Annotated in this window: 21 protein-coding genes; 5 read left to right on the top strand and 16 right to left on the bottom strand. The window is 47.0% G+C overall.

The features are described from left to right. Positions 1–2 precede the first annotated feature (2 nt). Genes IX95_RS11835 through IX95_RS11905 form a run of 15 tightly spaced genes read right to left on the bottom strand, consistent with a single transcriptional unit; the run spans position 3 to position 16150 of the window. Complete coding sequence (locus IX95_RS11835; RefSeq protein WP_019274265.1) at positions 3–467, bottom strand: DUF4266 domain-containing protein; 465 nt, start codon at positions 465–467, stop codon at positions 3–5. Continuing rightward, positions 464–928 (bottom strand): TlpA family protein disulfide reductase, encoded by a 465-nt coding sequence (locus IX95_RS11840; protein WP_038160191.1) that lies wholly within the window; start codon positions 926–928, stop codon positions 464–466. Before IX95_RS11840 ends, IX95_RS11835 begins: the two co-directional genes overlap by 4 nt. A 24-nt stretch (positions 929–952) precedes the next feature. Next, positions 953–2146: a Tad domain-containing protein gene (locus IX95_RS11845; RefSeq protein ID WP_038160193.1), complete on the bottom strand. Its 1194-nt coding sequence runs from the start codon at positions 2144–2146 to the stop codon at positions 953–955. Next, positions 2139–2708, bottom strand: coding sequence for a tight adherence pilus pseudopilin TadF (gene tadF, locus IX95_RS11850; RefSeq protein ID WP_235202623.1), 570 nt, complete (start codon positions 2706–2708; stop codon positions 2139–2141). Before tadF ends, IX95_RS11845 begins: the two co-directional genes overlap by 8 nt. Beyond that, a complete protein-coding gene (locus IX95_RS11855; RefSeq protein WP_038160197.1) occupies positions 2698–3132 on the bottom strand; it encodes a TadE/TadG family type IV pilus assembly protein in 435 nt (144 codons plus the stop codon). Before IX95_RS11855 ends, tadF begins: the two co-directional genes overlap by 11 nt. Further along, positions 3126–3860, bottom strand: coding sequence for a tetratricopeptide repeat protein (locus IX95_RS11860; RefSeq protein ID WP_038160201.1), 735 nt, complete (start codon positions 3858–3860; stop codon positions 3126–3128). Before IX95_RS11860 ends, IX95_RS11855 begins: the two co-directional genes overlap by 7 nt. Beyond that, positions 3857–4711 (bottom strand): type II secretion system F family protein, encoded by an 855-nt coding sequence (locus tag IX95_RS11865; protein ID WP_038160203.1) that lies wholly within the window; start codon positions 4709–4711, stop codon positions 3857–3859. The genes IX95_RS11860 and IX95_RS11865 overlap by 4 nt, the downstream gene beginning before the upstream one ends. Further along, positions 4708–5613: a type II secretion system F family protein gene (locus IX95_RS11870; RefSeq protein ID WP_038160205.1), complete on the bottom strand. Its 906-nt coding sequence runs from the start codon at positions 5611–5613 to the stop codon at positions 4708–4710. The genes IX95_RS11865 and IX95_RS11870 overlap by 4 nt, the downstream gene beginning before the upstream one ends. After that, positions 5610–6947 (bottom strand): CpaF family protein, encoded by a 1338-nt coding sequence (locus IX95_RS11875; RefSeq protein WP_038160208.1) that lies wholly within the window; start codon positions 6945–6947, stop codon positions 5610–5612. The genes IX95_RS11870 and IX95_RS11875 overlap by 4 nt, the downstream gene beginning before the upstream one ends. Beyond that, positions 6947–8113 carry a P-loop NTPase gene (locus IX95_RS11880; RefSeq protein WP_171354606.1) on the bottom strand — a complete coding sequence of 389 codons (1167 nt, stop codon included), beginning with the start codon at positions 8111–8113 and terminating at the stop codon, positions 6947–6949. Before IX95_RS11880 ends, IX95_RS11875 begins: the two co-directional genes overlap by 1 nt. Beyond that, on the bottom strand, positions 8113–8739 hold the full coding sequence (locus tag IX95_RS11885; protein ID WP_038160211.1) for a CpaD family pilus assembly lipoprotein: 627 nt from the start codon (positions 8737–8739) through the stop codon (positions 8113–8115). The genes IX95_RS11880 and IX95_RS11885 overlap by 1 nt, the downstream gene beginning before the upstream one ends. A 7-nt stretch (positions 8740–8746) precedes the next feature. Further along, a complete protein-coding gene (locus tag IX95_RS11890) occupies positions 8747–10156 on the bottom strand; it encodes a type II and III secretion system protein family protein (protein WP_038160214.1) in 1410 nt (469 codons plus the stop codon). An 18-nt stretch (positions 10157–10174) separates the two neighbouring features. Next, entirely contained in the window at positions 10175–11014 is an 840-nt protein-coding gene (gene cpaB / locus IX95_RS11895) for a Flp pilus assembly protein CpaB (RefSeq protein WP_038160217.1), read from the bottom strand. A gap of 24 nt (positions 11015–11038) precedes the next feature. Continuing rightward, positions 11039–11221, bottom strand: coding sequence for a Flp family type IVb pilin (locus IX95_RS11900; protein ID WP_006961609.1), 183 nt, complete (start codon positions 11219–11221; stop codon positions 11039–11041). Positions 11222–11278: 57 nt separating this feature from the next. Next, positions 11279–16150 (bottom strand): DUF1566 domain-containing protein, encoded by a 4872-nt coding sequence (locus tag IX95_RS11905; RefSeq protein ID WP_051912563.1) that lies wholly within the window; start codon positions 16148–16150, stop codon positions 11279–11281. A gap of 210 nt (positions 16151–16360) precedes the next feature. Between IX95_RS11905 and IX95_RS11910 the strand changes: the two genes are divergently transcribed. The 3 genes from IX95_RS11910 to IX95_RS11925 all read left to right on the top strand — a co-directional run bounded on the left by IX95_RS11910 (position 16361) and on the right by IX95_RS11925 (position 19810). Further along, positions 16361–18364, top strand: coding sequence for a hypothetical protein (locus IX95_RS11910; RefSeq protein ID WP_235202624.1), 2004 nt, complete (start codon positions 16361–16363; stop codon positions 18362–18364). A 419-nt stretch (positions 18365–18783) separates the two neighbouring features. Next, on the top strand, positions 18784–19272 hold the full coding sequence (locus IX95_RS11915) for a hypothetical protein (protein ID WP_038160223.1): 489 nt from the start codon (positions 18784–18786) through the stop codon (positions 19270–19272). Between the two features lie 223 nt (positions 19273–19495). Then, on the top strand, positions 19496–19810 hold the full coding sequence (locus IX95_RS11925; protein WP_019274904.1) for an NIPSNAP family protein: 315 nt from the start codon (positions 19496–19498) through the stop codon (positions 19808–19810). A gap of 66 nt (positions 19811–19876) precedes the next feature. Here the strand turns inward: IX95_RS11925 and IX95_RS11930 are convergent, their stop codons facing one another. Further along, the gene (locus tag IX95_RS11930; protein WP_038160229.1) at positions 19877–20518 is read right to left on the bottom strand and encodes a MarC family protein; all 642 of its coding nucleotides are present in this window, start codon (positions 20516–20518) and stop codon (positions 19877–19879) included. Between the two features lie 156 nt (positions 20519–20674). Here IX95_RS11930 and nfsA point away from each other — a divergent pair, with 156 nt between their 5' ends. Together nfsA and IX95_RS11940 are read left to right on the top strand one after the other, a co-directional pair. Further along, complete coding sequence (gene nfsA, locus IX95_RS11935) at positions 20675–21397, top strand: oxygen-insensitive NADPH nitroreductase (RefSeq protein WP_038160232.1); 723 nt, start codon at positions 20675–20677, stop codon at positions 21395–21397. Positions 21398–21828: 431 nt separating this feature from the next. Next, positions 21829–23580: an SgrR family transcriptional regulator gene (locus IX95_RS11940; protein ID WP_038160234.1), complete on the top strand. Its 1752-nt coding sequence runs from the start codon at positions 21829–21831 to the stop codon at positions 23578–23580. Positions 23581–23589: the final 9 nt, after the last annotated feature.

Consider the following 23589-nt stretch of genomic DNA (forward strand, 5'->3'; position numbering starts at 1 on the left):
ATTTAGTTACAACCACAGCCGCCGCCACCGACGCCACTGCCACCCACTGAACCTTGCTTGTATGAGAAGACTTTCTCCGAAAACAAGTCGAACTCAGGCACCGGCCCTCCGGGTTTCATCTCTTTCTTAGCCAGCGTGCCTTTTTCCCACGGCTTAACAGGTTCAATACCCAATGCTTCGTCGACAAAAGCGAGTGCCGACTTTTCATTTGCGACGGCTTTTGGCTTATTCAGCGTTAAATCTTTAGCCTGAGGTTTGACTAATTCAACGTTGCGACGAGCACCGATTTCAGAACTGCCACTGGTGTAGACCTGACCAGAAATCACCTCTTCTTCAATGCTGGAACCACTGACAGATGTTTCCGTAGCTTGGGAAGGTTTTTTCCCTAACTGACTTAAATCCACTTTGGGTGCAGCAACGCTCAGCGCCGGAAAGCAGAGAGCAAATACAAGAACGACTGGCTTCATAGCTGCACTCCCATATCAGCCAGATCAGTGAGAATAACGTTACGGATATCGTTGATGGCGCCAAACCGAACTTTGAGTACTTGGCCCTGATAGATGTAGTAGAGCGCTGGCATACCAATCGGCTTGAACTCGGCGATCAACTGTTGCTTTGGATCGTTGACGACAGGAAAGGTCAAACCTAACGACTTTTGAAACTCAAGGCCAACTTCGACCTCTTCATCGACATCCACGCCGACAACCGTAACGCCTGTCCCTTCCAGCTCACTATAGAGCTGATTAACCAAAGGCAGCTCATGACGACATGAAACACACCACTCCGCAAAGAAATCCACTATCGTTAACTGGCTTTGATCCAGCTTGAGCCCCGTTGACGCTGAATCTGTGATGGTATCTCCTTCTTTAAACGCAGATGCCGAGAAAGAAGCACATAAGGCGAATAGCACAACCCATTGTTTAATCATTATTTTCTCCATAATTTTGTTGTTTTATTTCTGTCCGAAGTTAAGCGTGGTGTCATACTGAACTTCTAATATCTTTGAAAAATACTCATCGAGTTTCTCGGTGTTGGTTGCAGAGAAAACCTGCCCCTTGATTCCGTCTGTATTTGCGGCGTTGATACAGCTCTGAAACTGAGCTAGGCGGCTGTCTTGGACATTGAAACCAATAAAATTGAGCTCAATAGCAAATTCATTGGCTAAACGGTCACAAAGGCCAGCGTCAATCAGGTCATCCAACACATAACCGCCGTCCGCCCCGTCAGTCATCAGAACCAGCTTTTGCTTAGGTGCGAGCGAATAAGGGTTATATCCCCATTCTTGGCGCCATCTTGGAATCAGTTGACGAGCCCCCCAGATAACCCCTTGATACGAGCGGGTGCCACCTGTCGTAGTCAGGGCATTAATTGCTGTTTTCACTTCGCTCATATTGTCGGTAAGCGGGACAAGGGTGGCTGAGGCACTGCAATCTGCGAGAAACTCGTCCGGTGCACGATGACTAACCGCCTTTTCAGAATGGATTCGGTCTAGGTTTTGAACGGTTTCATTCACCAATACAGAGCCGCCAGATTCTTTGGTTAATCCATCAATACAGAAGACGCCTTTGTCATCCAGCCAAGCGGCATTGCGAGCAGATACCCCATCAGAAAAAGGCACGATAGAGATGCTAATTGCTCGCCTTCCATCGATTTGTACATTGTCTTGTTCAATGCGTTCTATTGCTCGAGTAAGGATGCTCTTTAATGTGTCGATTGACCCTGTCATGGAGCTGGAAATGTCCAACACTAAAGTCATTTCCGTTGGGGTCACACTGGCCGACTGATTGACGTGCGCTTGCTCCACGGAACCTGATTGTGCTGAATACGAGGCCTGTGCAAATTTCAATGATGAGAATAGCCCTGTCAGCTGATACCCCATGTTCAGCTCACAGCCTGAAGCACTGTATATCTCGCTTTTCACCAGTTTTACGTTGGGCTGGTAATACTCCAAATACGCCTGATTAACGCTAGGATCGGAGTAGTCGGCAAATGCACACGCCAAGGAAGCCGCGTCTACGGCTTGCATCGCACGGCTGCTCAGTTGTACCTGAAAACCAATCATGATGGTCGCAGCAGACAGCACCACCAAAGGAATCAGCAGAGCTAAGAAGGATAAGGAGACGGAGCCTGTGTGTTGCTTAAGCACTGTAGCGCCTCCCTATCATGGCAGCTTGGCTGCGCATGGATGTTGGAAGCGGTAACGGCAGCCAATTGAAAATGGCACTATCCGACTCCAACGGCTCAGAGACACAAAGCGTTACCTGATATAGGCTCGCAGTTTTACCACTTAACGAGGCGACCGAGCTACGGCTAACTGGAGCGAGTGTAGACAGAGAATCTATCGTTTGTTCTACCTCGCAGTCACTGCCTGCTTTTTGGGTGACAAGCTCTGTGCGCCCAGCAGTCACGGTTCGAATTTCAAGCACCAGTCCGATACGCTCTGCTTCGAAGCCTGAGGGTAAAGAACGCTGTGCGACACTCAACAGTTCATTAGCGCTCGCATCGTCATAGGCTTTAGCGCTACCTTGTGGCACTAACGCTCTTGCAGCAGCGCTCGCCATCGAATACGCCGTACTATCGACACGACTTTGAAGGTAGAGCAGCTTGTACACTGCGAACAGCCCCAAAACGATGGTTAGAATTCCGAGCACAACAAACGGAAACTCGATCACGGTTGCGCCATTTTGCTTTGAAACACTACGCATCATGACTCACCAATACGGTTCGACTTAAAAACGCCACTGAAGGAAACGTTTCAGACAGGGCTGGCACCAATAAAAAGGTAAAGCGATATCGAATGTGGTACTCGGCCATCACCGCAGTTAGAGACGTGGTCGTTCCCCCCAATGCTAAAGACTGAACGCTATCGCTATAACGTGGAGGGTCAATGTCGATCTTCTCTAGATCGAGTAATGGAAACGAGGCGATGCGATCGCGGATTTGACCGTCTAATGTCGTGGAAGGTGGCAGCGTTCTTACATCCCTAACCGCAGCATTGACGGCAGATTCAAAGATCATGGTGACCCACATCAGGCGAGCAAATTCAAATGCCGCCAGTAGCACAATCATCAGGGGAACAATTACCATTGCAAACTCTATCGTCTGGCTCCCAGAATGACGCTTCATCACCATGCGCTAGCTCCCAGCTCAGCAAGATGCTGGTAATACGCTAAGTTGTTCTCTAACTCCGCTTTGGTCAGATCGCCCATCGCGATCGTTCGTGCAGCATCGACCTCACCTTGCAACGCATAAGATAATGCTAGATTAAGCCGCAGCTTAGTTGTCGCTTCTCCGCGTTGGTAAATTGGGTAAAGAATCCGAATACTTTGACCTGGCTGACCATCTAGCATCCAGCTCAGCGCGAGGTTGTTTCGGTACTCTAAACTGTCCGGCCTAATGTTAATCGCCTGCTGAAATGCATCACGAGCATCCGTATAGTTTTTTTGCAGTGAGTAACTCACACCAAGACTGTTTAGCGCCACTTCGTCTTTCTCGTTTCCTTCCACCGCTCTGCGCAGTGATTCCGTCGCTAAACGAACATTTCCTAATGCTAAGTGCGCGCGACCTAATTCACGATCAAACTGTGGGGAGGGCTTAAGTGCACTGCCCTTTTTGAGATAATGCAGCGCTTCATCGTAACGAGCGGCTTGATTACTGGCACTGCCCGCCAGAAACAAAAGCTGGGGATCATCTGGAGTCATCTCCAGTTTCTGCTTATAGATGCTAAGCGCATTATCCGCATGACCGTTTGTCAGTGCTGTTTCCGCCAGTTGAAAATCGGATTGCTCAACCTGACTGTCTGTAGACTGACAACCAAAAACCAATAGACAAAAGCAGGCTGAGAGAAATGGTTTAATCATAATGTGTCCAAGGTATTAAACAGGCTGAGAACAACAGGGGCGACAATCATGACCACCACTGGAAGCATGATGAACACCACAAGTGGGAAAGACATTTTGGCTGGAATTTTTCCTACCCATTCTTCGAGATCGAGCAACTGGTATTGACGACTATCAGACGCAATCAGGCTCAGTGCCTGCGAGAGAGGCGTACCAAACTGAAGCGCTTGAGACATGGTCACAACCATGTTGTTGATATCTGGCAATTCCAATCTCTGATCCAGATTGAGCAAAGCTTGCTGCGGAGAATCCAGCACTGACATTTCCGTTGCAGTCAGTGCCCATTCTCGGGCTAAGGCCGGAGAAACTGACGTCATTTCTTCACCAACAACACGGAAAGTGTTTTCCAGTGTCAGTCCAGAAGCGACGCAGACCACCATCAGATCGAGTGCATCGGGTGCCACTTTGGAGATTTCCTGACGAATCTGGTTAACACGCCATTCGAGCAGTCGATCAACCGCAATACCAAAAGCGATTGCCACCGCTATATCTTGAGCAATATCCGCCGCCGACCAGCCTAAAGAGCGACCAAAATGCCACAAGCTAGCGCCGCAAAGCATCAAGACAAAGCGAATCAACACAAACTGGGTTTCTGCATGATTTTGGCTAAAGCCAAGTAATGCCAATTGTTTTTGACGAGCAGGGTTCGACTTCCATCGCCATTTTTCGCCTAGTGAGCGAGTATGCAGTGTCGAAATACTGACCTGTTTCAAGCGTCGATGGATAACATCCTGCTGACGTGCAAGCTGAAAGCAAACCACGGAGCTAATGACGCCCACCACAATCAGTAAGGTCGCAATCATAGATATCATGAGAACTTCCTATTTTTTGTCAGCGAGTGGAGCGTGAAGCCGCCAAAAGCAATGCTGGCTGCACAGTAAATCAGAATCGATTGACCGCTTTCGGTGTAGACCAGTAACTCGAACAATGACACATCAATCCACGCAACAACGGCCACCAGTAACAAAGGCAGCAATGAAAGAAATTTTGCCGTCATTCTCGGTTCCGCGGTCATACTTTTTACCTTCTTGAGCATGGCTCGATTGTCATGCATGGTACGGCTCAGATTGTGGAGGATCTCCCTCAACTGGCCACCGTTACTCTGATTAAGAATCAGAGCGACGGAAAAATAACGAAAAGTACGGTAAGGAAGGCGAGTACAGGCTTCATCAAGTGTTTGACGCAGCGAAATACCTAACGCCAAATTGTCTGTAATAAGCGCAAATTCCCGCCCTAATAACCCTGTTTGAGAGTTCGCCACTTGTTCGATGGCTTGAGGAACAGAAAGTCCGGCGGACACCGCACGACTAACAAGACCCAACACCTGAACGATATTGGTATCAAACTCTTCAATTTGCTTTTTACGACGCACAACAAACAGCGTGCAGAACAAGACACCAAAACACACTAAAACAACAGCGGTTTGCCAATACCATGCCAGCGCTTGCAGCCAGAATATCGTGCCAAGCGGTAAAGCGAATGCTGACAAAGCAAGCAGTAGCTTGTCCTGACTTGGCAACAAGGCATCAGTACGATACAAGAACTCGCGCACTCTCCCGCCAGACTGGCGCGATTTAATAATTGAGCTCAAATGACTCGTGCCCGCATCAGGGACGTACTTCGACAAACGTCGCTTCACATTACGACGCTGGCTGTAGTAATGAAGGGAAATCGCTACGGTCAGGCACCAAATCACGACCAGAGCAAGGATCATAAGTCGAGCTCCATGGCCGAACGTAATTGGCTATCAAGTTGGTAATATTGCGCTTTGGATGCAAAAGCAGGCAAGCTTCTGGCACTCATGTACTTGTCCAGCAGTTGACCCTGATGATCTTCGCCCTGAACCTCAAAGCGGTAGAGATCGTTGGTGACATATTGCTCACCTTCCAAGCCGATAACCTCTGTGATAGCAACGACACGACGCTTGCCATCACGCATTCTCTCTACCTGAACCACCACATCAATCGTATCAGCCACTTGTCGACGTAATGCAAACAATGGCAAGGTGGATTGCGCCATCATCAGCATGTTTTCAATTCGAACCAATGCATCTAACGAAGAGTTCGCGTGTAAGGTCGACAAAGAACCTTCGTGGCCAGTGTTCATGGCCTGCATCATTTCAAAGGCTTCGTCACCACGCACCTCTCCAAGGATGATGCGATCAGGGCGCATCCTTAACGCATTCTTAACCAGCTCTCGCTGACTGACAGCAGCTAACCCTTCTGCGTTTGCGGGTCTGGTTTCAGCTCGAACCACGTGCGGCTGTTGAAGCTGAAGTTCTGCGGCATCTTCAATGGTGATAATCCGTTCATGAGGCGAAATACTGAATGACATCGCGTTAAGCAGCGTCGTTTTACCTGCACCGGTTCCACCTGCAATCAAGACGTTCAACCGACAACGAACAATGATGTCCAGTAAACGCACCATGCTGTCTGACATGGCGCCATTTTGCGCCAGCTGATTGAGAGACAGTTTTTCCTGATTGAACTTACGGATTGAAATACACGTGCCATCCAATGCAAGCGGAGGGATCATGACATTGACCCTGCTGCCGTCTTCTAAACGCGCATCAACCAGTGGTGAACTTTCATCGATTCGACGGCCAACTTTGCTCACGATTCGACGAGCTAGGTTGAGCAGCTGCTCTTCGCTGCGAAACTCGACCGCCGTCTTTTGCAATTTACCCAACTTCTCGATGTAAACCTCATTGGGTCCATTCACCATGATGTCACTTACCATAGGGTCGTCGATCAATGGTTGCAGCGGCCCCAAACCTAATAGCTCATCTACCAGCTGTTTGACCACTAACGCGACTTCACGATTGCCCAGCGGTAGCTGATGAGTCGCAACCACGTCCGTCACCAGCAGTAAAATCCTCGCTTCTAATTCCTGAGGACTCAGCTTGATGACAACGCTGGCTTCAATCGCATTCACCACCTGAGAGTGGATCAGATGATAATGTTCACGAATAGGATCCGATTGCGCTGCTACGGCACTGTGTGCGTGATTTATCGCTAATGGCTCTTTCGCTCTTGTCGACTTAAACATTACGCCCCTCGCTTCCAGAATCTGAATGAGCGTGATTGCGGTGTGCCTTCAACTTTATCCGCTAAGTCAGAAAACGCTTGGCTGACCTTACGGTTCCCTTTGATGGCAGACTGCCCCAACGACTCTTTAGCTAAGAAGTGATTCGGTGCAAAAGGCACTGAAACATCAATATCAACACCCAATGCACGGTGAACATCATTCAATGCAATTAAGGAAGCTTTGTTCGATTTGGTGTGATTGACGACTAAGAGGTTTTCCTTAGCGAGGCCAGCTTCTGCCCCAGCAGAAAGGAAGCTAAAGATTTGCCCAGCATTACGAATTGACGACAAGGTTGGCTCAACGACAATAACACGCACATCTGCACTTTTTAGCACGCTCATACCGACCTGATCTCTTAGAGAGAACGAGGGAATATCAAAGATGAGATTATCGGCGTGCTCCAGACAGTATTTGCTGAAATGTTCTAACGCGTTTTTGTCCGGCCAAAACGGGTCAGTATCCAAAGGTAAATAGCCCGTGAACAAGGTTAAGTCTGGCTGAACCGTAATGCCACTTCGTTCAAAGACTACTGGCTCAAGGCGCTCTGGGTACTGCAACATTTCAACCAAAGCGGTATTGCCTTGAACATCGAAGTGTAAGTCAAGATCCCCTGAGGCAAAATCAAGGTCAGCCACTGCCGTCGATTGGCCACGACTGTTCATCATTCGTGCGAGATTCGCAACGACAGTGGAAGTGCCAACGCCACCTTTAGTACCCACCACAGAGATACGTTTCCCACTTTGGTTTCCATTGAGATGGTGACCAAAATCGAGAGACGCTAACGCATCCGGTGCAATAGGATTCACCAAATATTCGAGAGCTCCAGCCGATAGCAAACTGCGGTAGTAAGCGATCTTCTCATCATCACCAATTGTGATGACCTTGCAGCCTGTACGATGAACTAGATTACTCACAAGGCTTTGAGCCTCTTCGACTGACAAACCAATCACATCTAGCGCAATGACGCTGTGGTTATTGATCAGTGCCTGCTTGATGATCTGCTCACGCTCTAAAGAAACCTGAGTAAGCTGAGTGATCCCTTGCTCTGCGAATGCAAGGCTTAGATGATAGCTGTCCAGTGCCGGAGAGCTTGCCACCAATACTGAAAGGTTCTGATTTTTCATCATTAGTTGCCCCCCGTACTAATCGAAATCACCGAGCCGTTATCCTGACTATTTTCATTGGTGTTTGCTGAAGTGACGTAAGCATCAATGGCCGCGACGGCTTTTGCACCATTCGTTGGACCGAGCTTTTCACCCACAACCAAATCCTTCGGGTTAGCGACCATTTGCGCTAAAGCCGCAGCATTACTACACCCGTATGCCTGATGCGTTTTATATTGGTTGAAGATGACCGGCTGTGATTTATCGGTACCACACCCAGGTACTTTGGCACGGAACGACTCAACGATGACCTGCACATCACCAGATTGAGTTCCGGTCGCACGTTCCGTCATAATCTGGTGCTTGGCAAGCCCCTGTCCGAGCAATAGGTTTGAAATAGGCTGAATCTGAGACTGCCCTTTAGGTGAATAGCTCACCAATTTCACTCTTAGGCTATAAGGGTTTCCGCGCTGAACGATGAACGAACGGATATCTTGTTGCTGCTGTGGAGTGAGCGACGGCTTTTCAACCGCAAGAGTAAGCTTATTAGTTACGGAGACCACATCAATGGCAGGTTGACGCGCTATTTGATCAGAAGCACAGCCACTCAGGGCAAGCAAAACAGGCAAAAGTAACGATTGTAATTTCATGCGCACCTCAGTAGTAAAATCCGTTGTCGCCCAGTAAACGAGGCTTGCGGTTGTCGGTGTAAGTTGCTTTGCCACTGGTTCCGACGAAATCCTCATCGGGCAGCGCCAGTAGTCTCTCCAAATCGCTTTGTGGAATCAGAGCATCAGTAGGAATCGGCAAGTTATCGCTTCGTGTTGGCTCGACAAGGTAAGCGGTAGCGATAATGATCAGTTCTGTTTCACGGCGTTGATACTCGTTGGAACGGAAAAGACCACCTAGAATTGGAATATCCCCCATACCCGGCAGTTTTTGCAGCTGCTCAATTTCACTACTTTGCAGTAAGCCGCCAAGAGCAAAGCTCTGCCCGCTAGCCAGTTCAATCGTTGTTGACGCTCTACGTGACGTGAAGGAAGGCAGCACATTGCCATTTAAAACCGCTTGATTATCAACAGACACACTGCTGACCTCAGGCTCAACCTTTAAGCTGATTCTATCTGGGCCAAGCACAACAGGTTTGAAGTTCAGATTGACACCAAATGGTTTGTACTCAACCGTCGCAGTGTCCCCTTGAATCAGAGGAATTGGCACTTCGCCACCAACTAGGAAGTTGGCTTCTTCACCAGACATTGCGGTCAGGTTTGGCTCTGCCAGAATCGACATATCACCAGTAGAAGCCAGCGCATCAACCAAGGCACTTAGGTTAGGTTTGCCCCAACTACTTACATCCCAAGGTTTATTGTAAAGAAAGCTACCGACCGTATTCTCAACGGTGCTGCCATTGGTGACCAGAGAGCCCCACTTAATGCCGAGTTTATTCGATACATTGCGCGAGACTTCTGCAATTCGAATACGGATGTTGACTTGCGTTGGCATCGTCACGACCAACTGGTTAATCAGCTCGTCACCATTCGAGTTTTGCTGGTTTTCAGAGTTACTCTCCGATGAATTACTGCTTTTTGAAGAGTCATTGTTATTGATCTCTTGCGGAGCGACGATCGGAGACAAATACCCTTTCGCCACATTAACGATACTGTGCGCCATTGCCGGAGTCGGTACAGACCCTTTAAGCCACAACTTGCCACCGAGTGACTCAGAATTCACAGAAGCATCAGGGAACTGGGCTTTGATTAGTTCATCTAATTCCTGAGTATCATGGACCACGCGAATTTTGTTGCTGTAAATCACTCGTTCCTGTTCATTAAGAACGGTGATCGTGGCAGTGCCAGCCTGCATACCAAACACCATGATTTTGGTATTGGTCATAGGTTGGTAGTCCGCGATGTGTGTATTGGAAATAAAAATCGACTTTGCCTTTTCTGACAGGCGAATCATTTTCGCTTCATTTATGTTCACTTCGAGGGCATTTGCCCATGCTGGAAGCGCAAAAAGCCAACCGGGAAGCAGCAACAAGCTCCACCAGCGCAGTAATGTGTTCATTGTTTCGTCCTGAAGTTGTTAGTTTTTGTCGCTGTTTGGTCGTAACTGAATCAGGTCTACGTCCGGAGCAATTAGTTTGCTTTCCGGATTCAGCTGAGTCGTTGTGATGGTATGGCTTTGCGGTAATGAAAAGTCTGTTTCACCCGAACCACGCAATGAAAGAGTCAAGCGGCCTAACTGATTAGCAAGCACAATTTGTGTTGCCTGCTCTGGCGTCACTTCAAGTGATACAGAGCTGTTATCCGGTATTTTCGCCCCGTAGTCATGACGCTTTTCCTGGAACCCTTCAGATGATGAGAGATTATTGAAAGCAAGAATACGAACGTTGGTTGCAATAGTGCTGACGTAAAGGCCTTCAACCACATTATCGTACTTCTTCAACTCGCTGACCTTAGAACCCAGCAGTAAAATATCGACCTTATCACCCGGTTGAACAAAGCCAGAATTGGCAGTTACCTGATCAACAGGCACCGATACCGCTCTATACCCTACTCTGACTTTCAAGGCTAATGAAGCCCCACCCTGTGGTGGTATCAAGTCAGCCGCAGCGATAACTTGCCCTTGCTTAATTGCAATATGTGCAATACCACTCGCCAGGTTAATGGAAGTGATCTCATCTTCCGTCACGTAGTCGACGTAATCAGAAAGCTGCTCTTCACTCAAAGATTGCCAACGAAACATATTGGGTGTGTAGACATCGCCGACACCGATATCCTGACCCGAAACCAGCACTCGCTGGAACACTTGCTCAGGTTGCTCTTTCGTCTGATGTTCTGAGTTATCTTGCCCAAGCAGCAACAATCCTATGCCTACGCTAGACAGTAAGATAGACAACATCATCAATCGCTTAGCCGTCATGATTATTCCTTCAGCCTTGTCGGTTTAGTTACCAGAATCCTGAGTTTGCTCCAGTGATTCGATCACTGTCTCATAGGCACCTACAATGGCTTTGGTCAACTTGCCATCACTGCCCCCAACAAATGAAAGAAGAACAACAGACATTGCCGCTGCCAAAATCGCGTATTCAATCGCAGCTGCGCCACGTTGCTTATTTTTATTTAACATGAATAGACTCCTGAAAAAGAGAAGGTTCAGCCCCAATAAAAGGGCTGAAAGTTATTATTATTTTGAGATAAATCGGTATAGGTAATCTTTAAAGAACTCGTGAGAGCTTCTTTCTTTCCGTCCTTGCTCACCTGATTTTAAATCTAGATAATCGTAATAATTTGAAGTTGTTAGGTTGTTCAAATAAATGGAGACTGTGCCGCCGTAAGAGCCTTCTACTATGCTGTGTGCGAATACAGTTTCATCTAGTGGCATCAAGCTTGATAGTTCATCGACAGATGGCAACCGCCAGTTGCTTAAGCCGCAAACTTTTTCAGAGTTTTGAAGGTTTAACCTTTCGCTGTAAAGTGCGTAATCAACTTGGCGAGCCCCCCCATCATTGGTATCAAACAACTGCCAGACTTCCCCAGTAGAATCATTTTTTGCACACGATGCCTGTTCTCTACTTTGCACAATATCGCCATTGTTCGCGAGATAGGTCCAGTTAACCTGTTGAACCGTTTCACGAACTAAACGCGCTAACGTGACATCTTGGTCTGAGTAATGGCTGTGTGAGAAGCTCTCCGTCTTACCTATGCTCGCTTGACTGGAATAGTGATAAGCCAACTGCTTGTCAGCACTGTATTCAACACCTGACCAGTAGTAAAATGTGGCCGTTTTCTGGTCTTGATTAGTAGGATGATGGGGAAATGCCGCCAGATCTAAAGTCGCCTCTTTACCATCTAGCATGGTAGCTGTCGCCAATCCTTTTAACTGAGGTAAACTCGGCACCTGCCAGTCACTGAATCCGCAAAGAGAACTATTGTTTCTCGCTTCTAAGTAACCACCAGCGCCTAGTAGACTTTTTATATCAGCTCCTTCGGCATTGAAAGAGACGTGGTCAACACCACCAGTTTGGCCATCTTGTAGTAGAGTCCATGTTCTCTTCTTATCACCAGAACTCACATCCAATACACAACGCCAGCCCTGAGCGTATGTCGCACTTGCCGGCAAGAAACGACCAAGTGAGTCCAACTTGGCAAACCGTCCCAATACGGTCGCTTCACCCTGACTGACAACATACCCAGCGTCATGCGCTCGATTTAATCCGTCTACAATTGTGACTTTCAGAGCCGAAATATCCTGAAGTGAAGAAGCGTGTGCAACTTCCTCCGTAAGAGGAGTAATTAACAAACCAAGTGTCTTAAAGCGATCCGGAAGAGCCGCTAAATTCGTATCTAATAGTTGCTTCAAAATCGCAAGTGATTGGATTTCACTTTCCATTTGAGCGACTAAATCGCTCAATGCCAATGACGAAGAATGAATATCACTGCCTAGACTTGCTGCCAATAAACGATCTTTTTCAGAAACAAGCTCACTATCTAGTGTATGTATTTTCGCTATTTGTTTTGCGGCTTGCAGAAGCTCTTTTGTTACGACTAAAGCATTTATGTTTTCACGAATGGTAGAAAGCTTAGTCTCAAGCCTTTTTACGTTGACCAGGAAACTAATGCTCTCCGTATCAGTGTTGTAGCGCAAGAAGTTGGACTGTAGTTTAAAATCTTTTAACACTGATTCAAATTGCACTAATTGAGAACTGGATGGCATGATGGCCTTGTTCACAGTCTCCAGTTGATCTGAAGCGTCAGTAAGTAATATTCGAGATGTTTTGGTTTGATTCTTGAGTGCAGTAAACCAGTTAGATAAAAAATTCTCAGACTCTGTCGTTAAGGTATTTTGGTCAGATAATAGCTTTTCTGCACTAGCTAACTGAGTGATTGAGTCAGCGAGCAACCTATCGCTAGATATGGTTTCCCATTTTGCATAAGCATAGTTGAGAAGCATGCTAGGCTCTTTTTCTATACCTTTTGCATAGGTCACGGGTACGCCGGACTTGTTGGCCCAAATGGATGAAGAAGCATCACTGATCATGTTGCCTCGCACTGTTGAAGGCAAAGAATCACTGTTTCTCTTCGACAGTAATGCAACTTCCTCAGCTGTAGGCAAAGTCCATTGACTGATACCGCAGTTGTTTAGTTCAGATATCACGCTCATTACTTCATCTGAAGTCGAGATAGAAACAGCAGTTGACCAGAAGATAGGTGTACCTTTACCTTCAGTATCATATTCAGCGATACATTTAACATTGCTACCTACCCAGCCATTGTAATCCGCATAACTTGGTACTTGCAGCATTGACACCATCGGAAGATACTGAATCGCAACAAACTTACCTTCCAAACTAGATGCCCAAAGAATCTCACTCGCCGGGTGTTCCAAACCTGGGAATACGCTCTTTTTAACACGCAGGCCGACGTTACTCTTCTCATAAGCCTGTGTACCGATAAACTGAGGAACCGATGTAACAGGTTTCCAGCTAGCACCTTGGTCGACTGTAAATTCATAATACTCAGGCTTATCAAAGGTGACGGCTTTATCCGCAATGGTGGTCGAGAGGAAGTTCCAAGAGATTAAGTTGGGGTACTTGGTGTTGGCTTGGTCACTCCCTACAACGATGTTTCCACCTGTCAGTGCAGGTAATTTTGGCAGCTCTGTGAATACAGTGTCATTACTGGCTTGCGCGCCCGGTGGCATGCCGTTTTCACTATTAGCACGAACACGTACTTGAACATGACCGATACTTTTTGCGACATCGCCCACTACTAAAGGCTTTTCTAGCACTGGAGCCCAATCAGTTCCCTGATTCATTGACCACTCATAGTCGGACAATGAGGTAAAGCCAGTGACAAAGGTCCAGTCCAAGGTATCAGCGGTGTCATCCACCACCACACCTGTTGGCGCTGCTGGCGCATCCGGTTGCTTTGTCAGAGCCTTAGTGTTTGACAAAGCAGGACTAGCAAGGCGTCCTGTGACGGGATCATACTTAACACGGACCTCTAAACTACCAACGGCATAAACTTTGTCCTCAAGTTGAAGAGGTTTGCTCTGAACGGTTGCCCAAGCTGCACCGTCGACGCGATACTCATAATCACTATCCGAATTAAAACCATCGACCCAATCCCAAGTGAACGTGTTTAACGCATCATTAACCAGCCCATTCGTCGGCGCACTTGGCGTACTTGGAGTGACAGTGAATACCTTGTCTGAGCACAAGTTTTCACCGACAGCATCATCGTCTGATGCTTTGATACGTACACAGACTTGTCCCACTTTGAATACTTCATCAGGAATAGCCTGAGGCTTTGATGTTACAGGGCGATAGCTGATTCCACTATCAAGTGAGTATTCGTATTGCTCCGCGTTCGGATAACCGTCAACGTTCGTCCAGTTCAGAAGGTTGTCAGCATCGTTGATGACAGGAAGCGTCGGTGCAACAGGCTTGTTCAACACTTTGTTGAACGCGCTGCTCACCACCAGACTTTTACCAGCCGGGCGGCCATCAATCGGGTTCGCTTTCACTCTCAGTTGAATGGTGTTGGCTGGAATGTTTACATTGCCAATTTGGTAAGGGTTTGCTGACGCATCTTGCCATCCGCTGCCGAGATTGATTTCATAATCAGCGGCGTTACCGAAACCAGACACGTTTTCCCAAGCCAGGATATCTGAGTCATCATTCGCAGAGATTAAAACCGGAGCGACGGGCGCATCAGGAGTGACCGTCATCGCGGTCTCTGATTTCACCACCAGTCCAGCAGGACGACCTGAACTTTGGTCAGCTTTAACTCTGAGCTTTAAGTCTCCGACTGGAATCGCAATATCAGCGATGTTTTGTGGTTTGCTCACTACATCGTGCCAATTTTTTCCACCATCCAGTGTGTACTCATAGTGAGCGATGAGCTGAAAATCTGCCGAGTGTTGCCAGTCAAAGCCATTGTCAGCGTCATTGAGTGTCAAAGATGTCGGAGCGGCAGGTACAAGCGTCGCCGTGAACGCTTTAGTCGATAGAAGTGCCATGCCTGATGCCAAAGATCTCGCTGGCTTTGCCATGATACGTACCTGAACATCACCAACATTTCTTGCTGGAGCACCGACATTAATGGGCTTTGACGTTACCACTTGCCAACTTTGGCCTCTATCTAACGAGAATTCGTAAGCGTTAACCTCTGTGAAACCCGGAACAAATTGCCAATCAAACGTGTCAGCCGCGTCATTGACGACTCCACCGCGTGGCGCTCTCGGTCTGGTCAGAATATTGTCGCCATCTAAGTCTTCTGGCTTAATTTTAAGGTGCTCATAGTAATCAGAACCGATCTGAGCTAACGCTTCTTCCGTATTGCTCGCACCATGAGATAACTGATCGGTACGAAGCTTTAATTGCGCGGCGTCTAAATTCGCCAACCTTTGAATCGAGCCTTTTCTCGCCACTTCCTGACTGACACCGTCATTGACGGAGCTTTCCTGCGCAGACTGCAAGACTCGGGTAATCCCGCGCGCCAGCATGTGTATTTCTCGGCTTTCCTGAGTGGTATCTGCCGCATAGTCAGACTTAAGCACATCAGCGGAAACATTCAGCTCATTAGCAAGGCTTTCTGCCGCCTCATCAAACGTTACCCCAGAGCTGGTTGCTAGGCTGGCAACCATCGACGTCATTGGGCTGATGATGCTCGGTTGTGATGATGGCGTTTCCAAAGTAAAGTCCTGAGTGACAGCTTGGTTTGGGTTGTCCATGTCAACCGTCACATTGGCAATGGCTTCCACTAGCAACTTGTAATTTTCGACGTTACCCTCAAAAGGCAATGTGTACTGACCCAACTGGTCCGTCTGAACCGTTGTGCCATCCCCACTGTCACAGACCGCGTTGTTGTTTTTATCCAGACAAACATTCGCTTTGTGAAGATAACCATCGAGTACCACACCAGATAATACTGAGCCAGAGTTGCCTGTCGCAGGCGTCTCATTTGAAGTCAGTTTTGGGTCAGATTCATTTCCTCCGCCACAACCGAAAAGTGCAACGGAAATAGCCCCGACACTGAGCTTTTTGGTCAGCATTTTCACCGCTGGATACTCCTTAAATTTGTAGGTCTAATCAAAATTCCGGCGGCGATATTAATTTAAATGATATTTATTATCAATATCATTTGATCTTTTATTTCACATGATGATTAAATAATAGAGATAAATGCTAGGTCTTATATTAATTAACAAGATTATTGGTTCAACATGCTTAATAATACAACAATATGCAGTGTAGCCCTTGCTGTGTCTAGTGCTATAGCTCTATCCGCGTGCGGTGGTGGCGGAGAATCTGGAAGTTCATCATCGGCGGCAACAGCCAGCACGTACAGCTACCAAAGTATGGCATCCTGTGCAGATACTGACCTTGATGGCAGTTGTAGTAACTATGAAAAACAAGTGGCGGTTACGAGCGGCTATTCAAGAATGATCGATGCCAATGGGGCAATACTTACCTCTCCCGCTGAATTGAGCATCATCTCTCCCTTCACGACGCTGCTCCACAGTGAGATGCTATACAACCCATCGACGAGTGGCAGTGTCGAAAAATCAAAGGTTTACCTTCAGTCTGTGCTTGGCCAGCACGTAGGTGTCGATTTCACATCGGTGGACGTCAGCCATGGCCCTCAACAAGCGACAAATCTTCTGATGGCATCGCTGAAACAAGCTCAGACCCAGGGCTCAAGCAGTTCGCCAATGGTGAATATTGCCCAAGCTCTTGATGCCATGATTGAACACAAGACCCTTGATCTTTCCGCAATAGATCTAGCAGCTCAAACATCACGCCATGTCAGTTTTGATGGTTCACTGTTAATTCATGGGTCACAAAGTGATGCTGGCTTGGCCGCTATGAAATCGATCGCCCTTAACCCTGCCAATAGCAGAATAATCTACGTTGATGCACGCGATAATGTCCGAGAGCTGGACACGGCGACAAAACAATCGGTTGCAGTCGGTGCTTCAAGTTCATCATTTAGCTCTCGTAGTATCTCTTCGTATGATGACGACGATGAAGATGAGCATGACGATGATGACCATTATGGCGGAAATGCTAACAAACTTCCTGGATATCAACAGGATACCTCCAACACACTCAAGGAAGTCGTTCCCGCGCTCAATAGTGTTCAGTCATACAAATTGTACGAACCTAATGGCGTTCGAAACCAGAGCTTCGTCTGTAATACGACAGGGGGTAACGGCATATTCCTGACCAGCCTGCAGGACAAAACAGGCAACCCGAATACCAACGTCGCCGTCAGAGCAACAACGCGGAAATTGCAAATCGATGCGTACGGAGGTGCATCAGGAAGCGAGCTCCCTGTTACTCCACCACCTGCTCCACCGACCGTTCCGCTGTCTGCGTCTTCCTGCTACAACGATAACTTTGAGTGGATGCACCCTCTCTATCAGCAAGGTACGATGATTGCTAAGTTGGATGACGGATTAAATGCAAACGGGGATCAGCTACGCCGCTTAGACGCCACCACGCTCAGTATGGAGTCCATTACTTACACGTTAGATTCTGATGAGAAAACCATTATCTTCTCCAAAGATGATAATGAAATTCTGATTATCTCGGATAATCGTCAATCTGCACCTAAGTTAGTTGAAACCAAGACTTTAACCGAACGGTTAGCTTTGAATATCACCGACGTCTTAAATGCCAGCTTCGCTTCTGGCGGTCAAATAGTGATGGCACTGGCATCGGAAAACAAAATCATTTGGACAGATAAAGCGCCTAATACTCAGCAACTTGGCTCTGTTAATCTCGACGGTCAGGTCAAGCTGATGGACTCATCTCCCAACGGCGCGTTCACCGTTGCCATCACTGCCACCAGCGTCTACTTGCTCGACAATGTTAAGCGAGAAATCGCTAAGCAAATCAGCTTTGACGCAAGCCAGACAACGAATCTGTTTGTCCAAAACGACAAAGCGATAGCCATTAACAAAAATGGGGTAGATTACTTCCAGTTCGCCAATATCTCAGGGCCTAAACTAAAAGTTGCTTCTCAATTAGTGACCAAGGAGCTGCTTGAGAACTGGGAAAAAACCTCGACCTCTCACTGGAACTCAACCAGCTTAGGTTACGTGCTGACTCAAACAGGAACGTCGGCAAGTTCAGCGCAGGCGTTTAATGATGTCACGTTAAATTGGAGCCCTTCAACAGCGACACAGGCTAGCCAGATTACTGGAGTCTACATAAACGGCACAAACCGTGGTGACAGAGTGCAACTATACAAAGCGTTGTAACCATAGGGAGGCCTAGCCTCCCTTTATTTTGTGAGTACAAAATGAAGCAACCTGGTGCCTTTCAACACTGCCGTCCATACGATCGACAGGCTTGCTCAAAGTTATTCAGTGAATAAAATATCACCTAAGTCCTAGTAGCTAAACCACGTTAAATTCAGTTACTTTTCCAGCTTTACGAAGCATTTGTAGCTCGTTAGTATTGGCGTTCAACGTTGAACTAGGAATCATAAGCGAATACTGCAAAATACAAGGTTTAAAACCCTCACCCCGTACCATGAATTACATCGATCAAATGAATCACATTACGGACATGTCAACGGTGTTTGAACGTATCATGAATCAGCAATAACCATTGATAGCATTAAAGGCTTCTCTGGAAACATCCGGTGAAGAAAGAAAGTTTTGGGAGTGCATTTACAATGCGTTATAAAACTATGGCCTTAGGCTTGTTGTTTTGCAGCCTTTCGGCACAAGCAGCGAGTCTTGATCCTTGGGCAGAACAGCTCGAGCAAGAAATGCATGCCAAATATACCGTTCTTAATGAACGCGTTTCAGCGTGTAAGGCCATGCGCAAAAGCTTTGATTATGCCAAGCCATTAAATGAAGGTTGGTTTAAGACTCTTGATACCACTGAGCAACAAAAAGTTATTCAGTTTGGATTCGCAAACGCCTCACAGCAATGCTCAGCGAAAGAGCGCGAAGCTTATGCAGGTTCTATGCTCGATTACGTCGCTTACACCGGAGACAAGAAGCCTCTCAATGAATGGCTTGTACTTGCGGAAGGTGATAAAGAATTGCAGCAAGATATTAACTCTATCGGTGTCGAACAAACTCAAAAATTTGTTAAGCAACACCTTAATGCCCCATTCGATGCACTTCGGTTGCTAAAGAGTCAGGGATTGTTCTAAAAGAGGCCGCTCGAGCGGCCCCTTGTATATAAAACATATTTTCGGCGCAATATCTTCTCAATCAATGGCTTGAAGCTCATCAATCGTCCTTGCTCAGCCGCTCGCCAATGCTCGATTACTGGCGTGATGTCAAAACCTTGTTTCGCCTGACGTAAAATATTGCGTTTGTTGTGAAATCGGACTACAACAAGAAACATTACTTTATCTACCAGTGGATGACACTTTGAAACTCATTGAACTTCGTGAATACAAGCTCAAACCCGGCATGACTCAACAATGGCTAGACTGGATGCACGAGGAAATTCTTCCTTATCAGATCTCTAAAGGCATGAAAGTACTCAATACCTATATTCACAAGGGTGAAGACGGAGAAGATTACTTTATCTGGTTACGCGAATTTGACGATGAAGCATCACGCGAGAAAATTTACGCGGAAACGTACAACGAGTGGTGGATCAGCGAAATTCGCCCACGGGTATTTGAGCATATCGACCAAGACTCCGTCACAGTACGTGTATTGACGCCTTCGGGCATCTGATCACGAATTGAACGCATTAAAAAGGCCATCCATCAGGATGGCCTACGTTTATCAATTCAAAAGTGCTTAAACAAAGACAGTTTTATAAGCTTCCGCCAAACCTTCTATCAGCATCTGAGTACCAATCACCGCCAAAATCAAACCCATCATTTTAGTCACCACGTTCAGCGCACTTGGACCAACGGCTTTCACCAGCTTGTTACCAAACAAGAAAAGAACGTAAGTGATGGCACACAATACCCCGAACGCGACGATAGTAATGATCGTCTGGTCAAAGCCACCTGTCGTGGCAAAGTTCATTGCTGTGGCTATCGTGCCAGGACCAGCAAGAATAGGCATCGCAAGCGGAGAAACCGCAACACTCAAAGCCGCTTGCTGCTGCTCTGGAGAATAGGCTTTTTCCTTGGTCTTATGATGAGTGGAATTGCCTTGCAGCATATGAAAACCAATCAGGAACACCAAGATTCCCCCAGTGATGCGCAGCGCGTATAAGGTGATACCAAACAAGTCAAAAATCAGTTTCCCTGAAATGGCGAACACTGAAACAATCACAAAAGCAAAGAAAACCGAACGAAAAGCAATCGATTTTACCGTCTGTCGATCATCATCGCTGGTCAGGCCAAGAAAAATAGGAATGTTGGCAATCGGGTTCATGATGGCGAAAAAACCCATAAACACAGTAACAGCATGCACGACTAATTCTTTCATAAGTCCTTCTTATTCTATAAATTTTCGATTTCAGTATAGAAGGAGACCATAACTGTGAAACAGAAAAGTGACAACTAAGTGATCTCTGACTCGACATTTCAACGCATACTCGATATGTTGCACAAGCAATTTATACCAAGAACAAAGGACTCAGCCATGACACCGACGATAGACACTATCCTGTCTCACCGTTCGATCCGTAAATTTACCGATCAGGCCATCGATTCATCTCAGCTAGACACCATTATTCAGTCTGGCCTTGCAGCTTCGTCTTCCAGCATGTTGCAAGTTGTGTCGATCATCCGCGTCACGGATAAAGAAAAGCGTAAGGCGTTAGCGCATCTAGCAGGCGATCAGCCTTACGTAGAAAGCGCGGCAGAGTTTCTTGTATTTTGTATTGATTATCAGAGACATTTTGAAATTAACCCGCAGGTAAAACCTGAATTTACTGAGCTGACACTGATCGGGGCGGTAGATTGCGGCATTATGGCGCAAAATTGCTTAGTGGCAGCCGAATCGCTCGGGTTGGGCGGTGTTTACATTGGCGGTTTGAGAAGCTGTGCTCAGGAAGTTGACCAGTTACTGAATCTACCAGCCAACAGCGCGGTATTGTTTGGGCTGTGTTTAGGTCATCCAGATCAAAACCCTGAAATCAAACCGCGCCTTCCTGCACACGTCATTGTGCATGAAAACGAGTATCAGCCTCTGAATCTAGACGATATTCGTGAGTACGATGAAACAATGCAGACCTACTACGCAGGCCGTAGCAGCAACCAAAAACAAAGTACTTGGTCTGAGCAAGTCACAGGCAAACTCGCTGGCGAGTCCCGTCCGCACATCAAAGGTTACCTAAACAGCAAGGGCTTAGCCCAAAAGTAACACCTAGCAGACTCAGGCACGGGCCTGAATGCGTGGTAAAAAGAGCAGCACTGCCAATCATGTTCGTGGGGGTTTTAGGAGCATGTTTGCCTGCCAGTGCTGTTGTCTTTAGCCACTTACCAGTGGCAAAGTTGTATCAAAGCCAGAATCGCTGAACGTTCCAACCAAGAATCCGTTTTTTCCAACCTCTCATGGTAGTACGAGACCAGATTTCTCTGCTTGCTATAGTCCATCTTTCTTCTCTCAGCTTGTTTGTGTTGACCCGTTTATTATTCCCTTTAAACCGGAACAGAAAAACCGAGAGATTTATAGTTTTTCTTTCCTGTTTTTCTCAATCATGCGCTCAGACAAAGCATTATTGGGCAAGATTTTGTAAAATAGGGAAATCAAATGGCTAAGCAGTGCTTATTTTTCTGCTATCTGGAGTACTTGTGTCGGATTTAAATTTATTGCGTTACTACTCTCGCCTCGAACCATTAGGCGTTGGAGAGGAGATAAAAACCGCCTTGCCCCAAGTCGCTGAGATGTTGTTTACCAGCCCTCGCCATGCGCGCAATTTACTCAATCAAATGCAACAACTAGAGTGGTTGGAATGGTCACCTAAAGTCGGACGAAACCAACGTTCTGGTTTGCTGCTCAACCATCCGCTGGATGAACTGAAATCTCAACTGGCTGCCAAGCGTATTCTGGAAGGGAAGTATGAGAAAGCCCTCAGCATTCTCGATGATGATGAAACCACATTTGGCCGCTTGCTACAAAGCACATCGGGTGCGTCACTCAGAGAAGGATTGCTTCATATTCAGCTGACCTACAAACGCCCTTTTGAACGCTTAGTGCCTCATCAATTACAGCGTTCCAGTGAGCGATACTTACTGCGCCAGATTTATTGCTGCTTGGTAAGCAGTGACTCCGAAGGCAACTTAGAGCCTCAACTCGCACATCATTGGCAATACGATGAGACTCACTATCAATGGACGTTTTATCTCAGGCCTGCCCTCACATTTCACAATGGCGCAGCGATAGACGCAGACAGTATTGTAAGCCTGTTTGCCAAACTCTCCACTCTTGCTAATTACCAGAGTGAACTCTCTCATTTAGTCAGCGTTACTTCTCCGATGGCGAACAAGGTTGTGTTCCAACTTTCAGAACCCGATCAAGGTTTTGGCGGCCTTATCTCTGGCGTAAAATATGCGATTCAGCCAACCAGCCAAGTCAACAATGCCCACAGTTACGCGGTGATTGGTTCTGGCCCCTTTCAGGTAAGTGAACATTCACAAACTCGCCTTTGCCTAGAGGCCTTCGAGCGTTACTATGGCTGCCGCGCGTTAACCGATCAAGTCACTATCTGGAAGCTTGATGAGAGTGAATTGGCCAACAAGCAGATACAAACTAACCAGCCCGGCGCTCAAGAAAGCAGCGAGTGCAATTATTACCTCTCTCATGCGGTGGACGTGAAAGTGCGCAATGACACTCAGCAGACTCGTATAGAAGATGGCTGTATGTTCATACTGTTCAACCAGATTGCCTCCACCACTCTTAATGATGCTCAGCGACGCTACCTGTCTTCACATTTAAGTTCGTCTCGTGTTTTTGAACAGCTCAAATCGAGTCAGACACTGTTTGGCTGCGAAATCGCGCAGAACATGCTGCCAATGTGGCACCCGATTATTCGACCAGAAGCGGCGAGCGTGACGTTACCCAAGCAACTTGATATTGCTGTCTACGACTATACGGTGTTGAGAAACTGTGCCTTTGCTGTCAAAGCGATATTGGCAAAATTGGGCGTAAAAGTTGAGGTTAATACCTATTCTTATCGAGAACTCAATGAACTTGCTCATCGCCAGCAGCTTAACGAGTCTATGATCATCACCAACATCAATCTGGACGATAATCGGCACGCCTCCGCATTTAACAGCCTGTACCATAATCCGGTTCTACAACGCTGTATCGGTGAAGATTCAAAACGCTGGCTCACTCAATCACTCAATACACTAAGATCGCAAACACCGCTACATCAATACTTGGATGCACTGGAACCCATCGCTTCCGCCCTGATCAATCAGTACTGGCTAACACCGCTTTTTCACCACCGTCAGACACTGCGTTTCCACGGAGTACTCAAAGATGTAGAACTGACCAACTGGGGCTGGCCAGACATCAGAAACGTATGGTCGGCTGACTAGCCTAGAAAT

Source organism: Vibrio sp. B183, from assembly GCF_000740665.1.
GTDB lineage: Bacteria > Pseudomonadota > Gammaproteobacteria > Enterobacterales > Vibrionaceae > Vibrio > Vibrio coralliilyticus.

What these genes read in the sequence shown, in the direction of transcription:
- IX95_RS11870 (WP_038160205.1), bottom strand. Translation starts at nt 5,613, where the DNA reads ATGATCCTTGCTCTGGTCGTGATTTGGTGCCTGACCGTAGCGATTTCC.
- IX95_RS11865 (WP_038160203.1), bottom strand. Translation starts at nt 4,711, where the DNA reads ATGATATCTATGATTGCGACCTTACTGATTGTGGTGGGCGTCATTAGC.
- tadF (WP_235202623.1), bottom strand. Translation starts at nt 2,708, where the DNA reads ATGATGCGTAGTGTTTCAAAGCAAAATGGCGCAACCGTGATCGAGTTT.
- IX95_RS11860 (WP_038160201.1), bottom strand. Translation starts at nt 3,860, where the DNA reads ATGATTAAACCATTTCTCTCAGCCTGCTTTTGTCTATTGGTTTTTGGT.
- IX95_RS11885 (WP_038160211.1), bottom strand. Translation starts at nt 8,739, where the DNA reads ATGAAATTACAATCGTTACTTTTGCCTGTTTTGCTTGCCCTGAGTGGC.
- IX95_RS11835 (WP_019274265.1), bottom strand. Translation starts at nt 467, where the DNA reads ATGAAGCCAGTCGTTCTTGTATTTGCTCTCTGCTTTCCGGCGCTGAGC.
- IX95_RS11900 (WP_006961609.1), bottom strand. Translation starts at nt 11,221, where the DNA reads ATGTTAAATAAAAATAAGCAACGTGGCGCAGCTGCGATTGAATACGCG.
- IX95_RS11875 (WP_038160208.1), bottom strand. Translation starts at nt 6,947, where the DNA reads ATGTTTAAGTCGACAAGAGCGAAAGAGCCATTAGCGATAAATCACGCA.
- IX95_RS11930 (WP_038160229.1), bottom strand. Translation starts at nt 20,518, where the DNA reads ATGAAAGAATTAGTCGTGCATGCTGTTACTGTGTTTATGGGTTTTTTC.
- IX95_RS11880 (WP_171354606.1), bottom strand. Translation starts at nt 8,113, where the DNA reads ATGATGAAAAATCAGAACCTTTCAGTATTGGTGGCAAGCTCTCCGGCA.
- IX95_RS11855 (WP_038160197.1), bottom strand. Translation starts at nt 3,132, where the DNA reads ATGGTGATGAAGCGTCATTCTGGGAGCCAGACGATAGAGTTTGCAATG.
- cpaB (WP_038160217.1), bottom strand. Translation starts at nt 11,014, where the DNA reads ATGACGGCTAAGCGATTGATGATGTTGTCTATCTTACTGTCTAGCGTA.
- nfsA (WP_038160232.1), top strand. Translation starts at nt 20,675, where the DNA reads ATGACACCGACGATAGACACTATCCTGTCTCACCGTTCGATCCGTAAA.
- IX95_RS11905 (WP_051912563.1), bottom strand. Translation starts at nt 16,150, where the DNA reads ATGCTGACCAAAAAGCTCAGTGTCGGGGCTATTTCCGTTGCACTTTTC.
- IX95_RS11890 (WP_038160214.1), bottom strand. Translation starts at nt 10,156, where the DNA reads ATGAACACATTACTGCGCTGGTGGAGCTTGTTGCTGCTTCCCGGTTGG.
- IX95_RS11915 (WP_038160223.1), top strand. Translation starts at nt 18,784, where the DNA reads ATGCGTTATAAAACTATGGCCTTAGGCTTGTTGTTTTGCAGCCTTTCG.
- IX95_RS11840 (WP_038160191.1), bottom strand. Translation starts at nt 928, where the DNA reads ATGATTAAACAATGGGTTGTGCTATTCGCCTTATGTGCTTCTTTCTCG.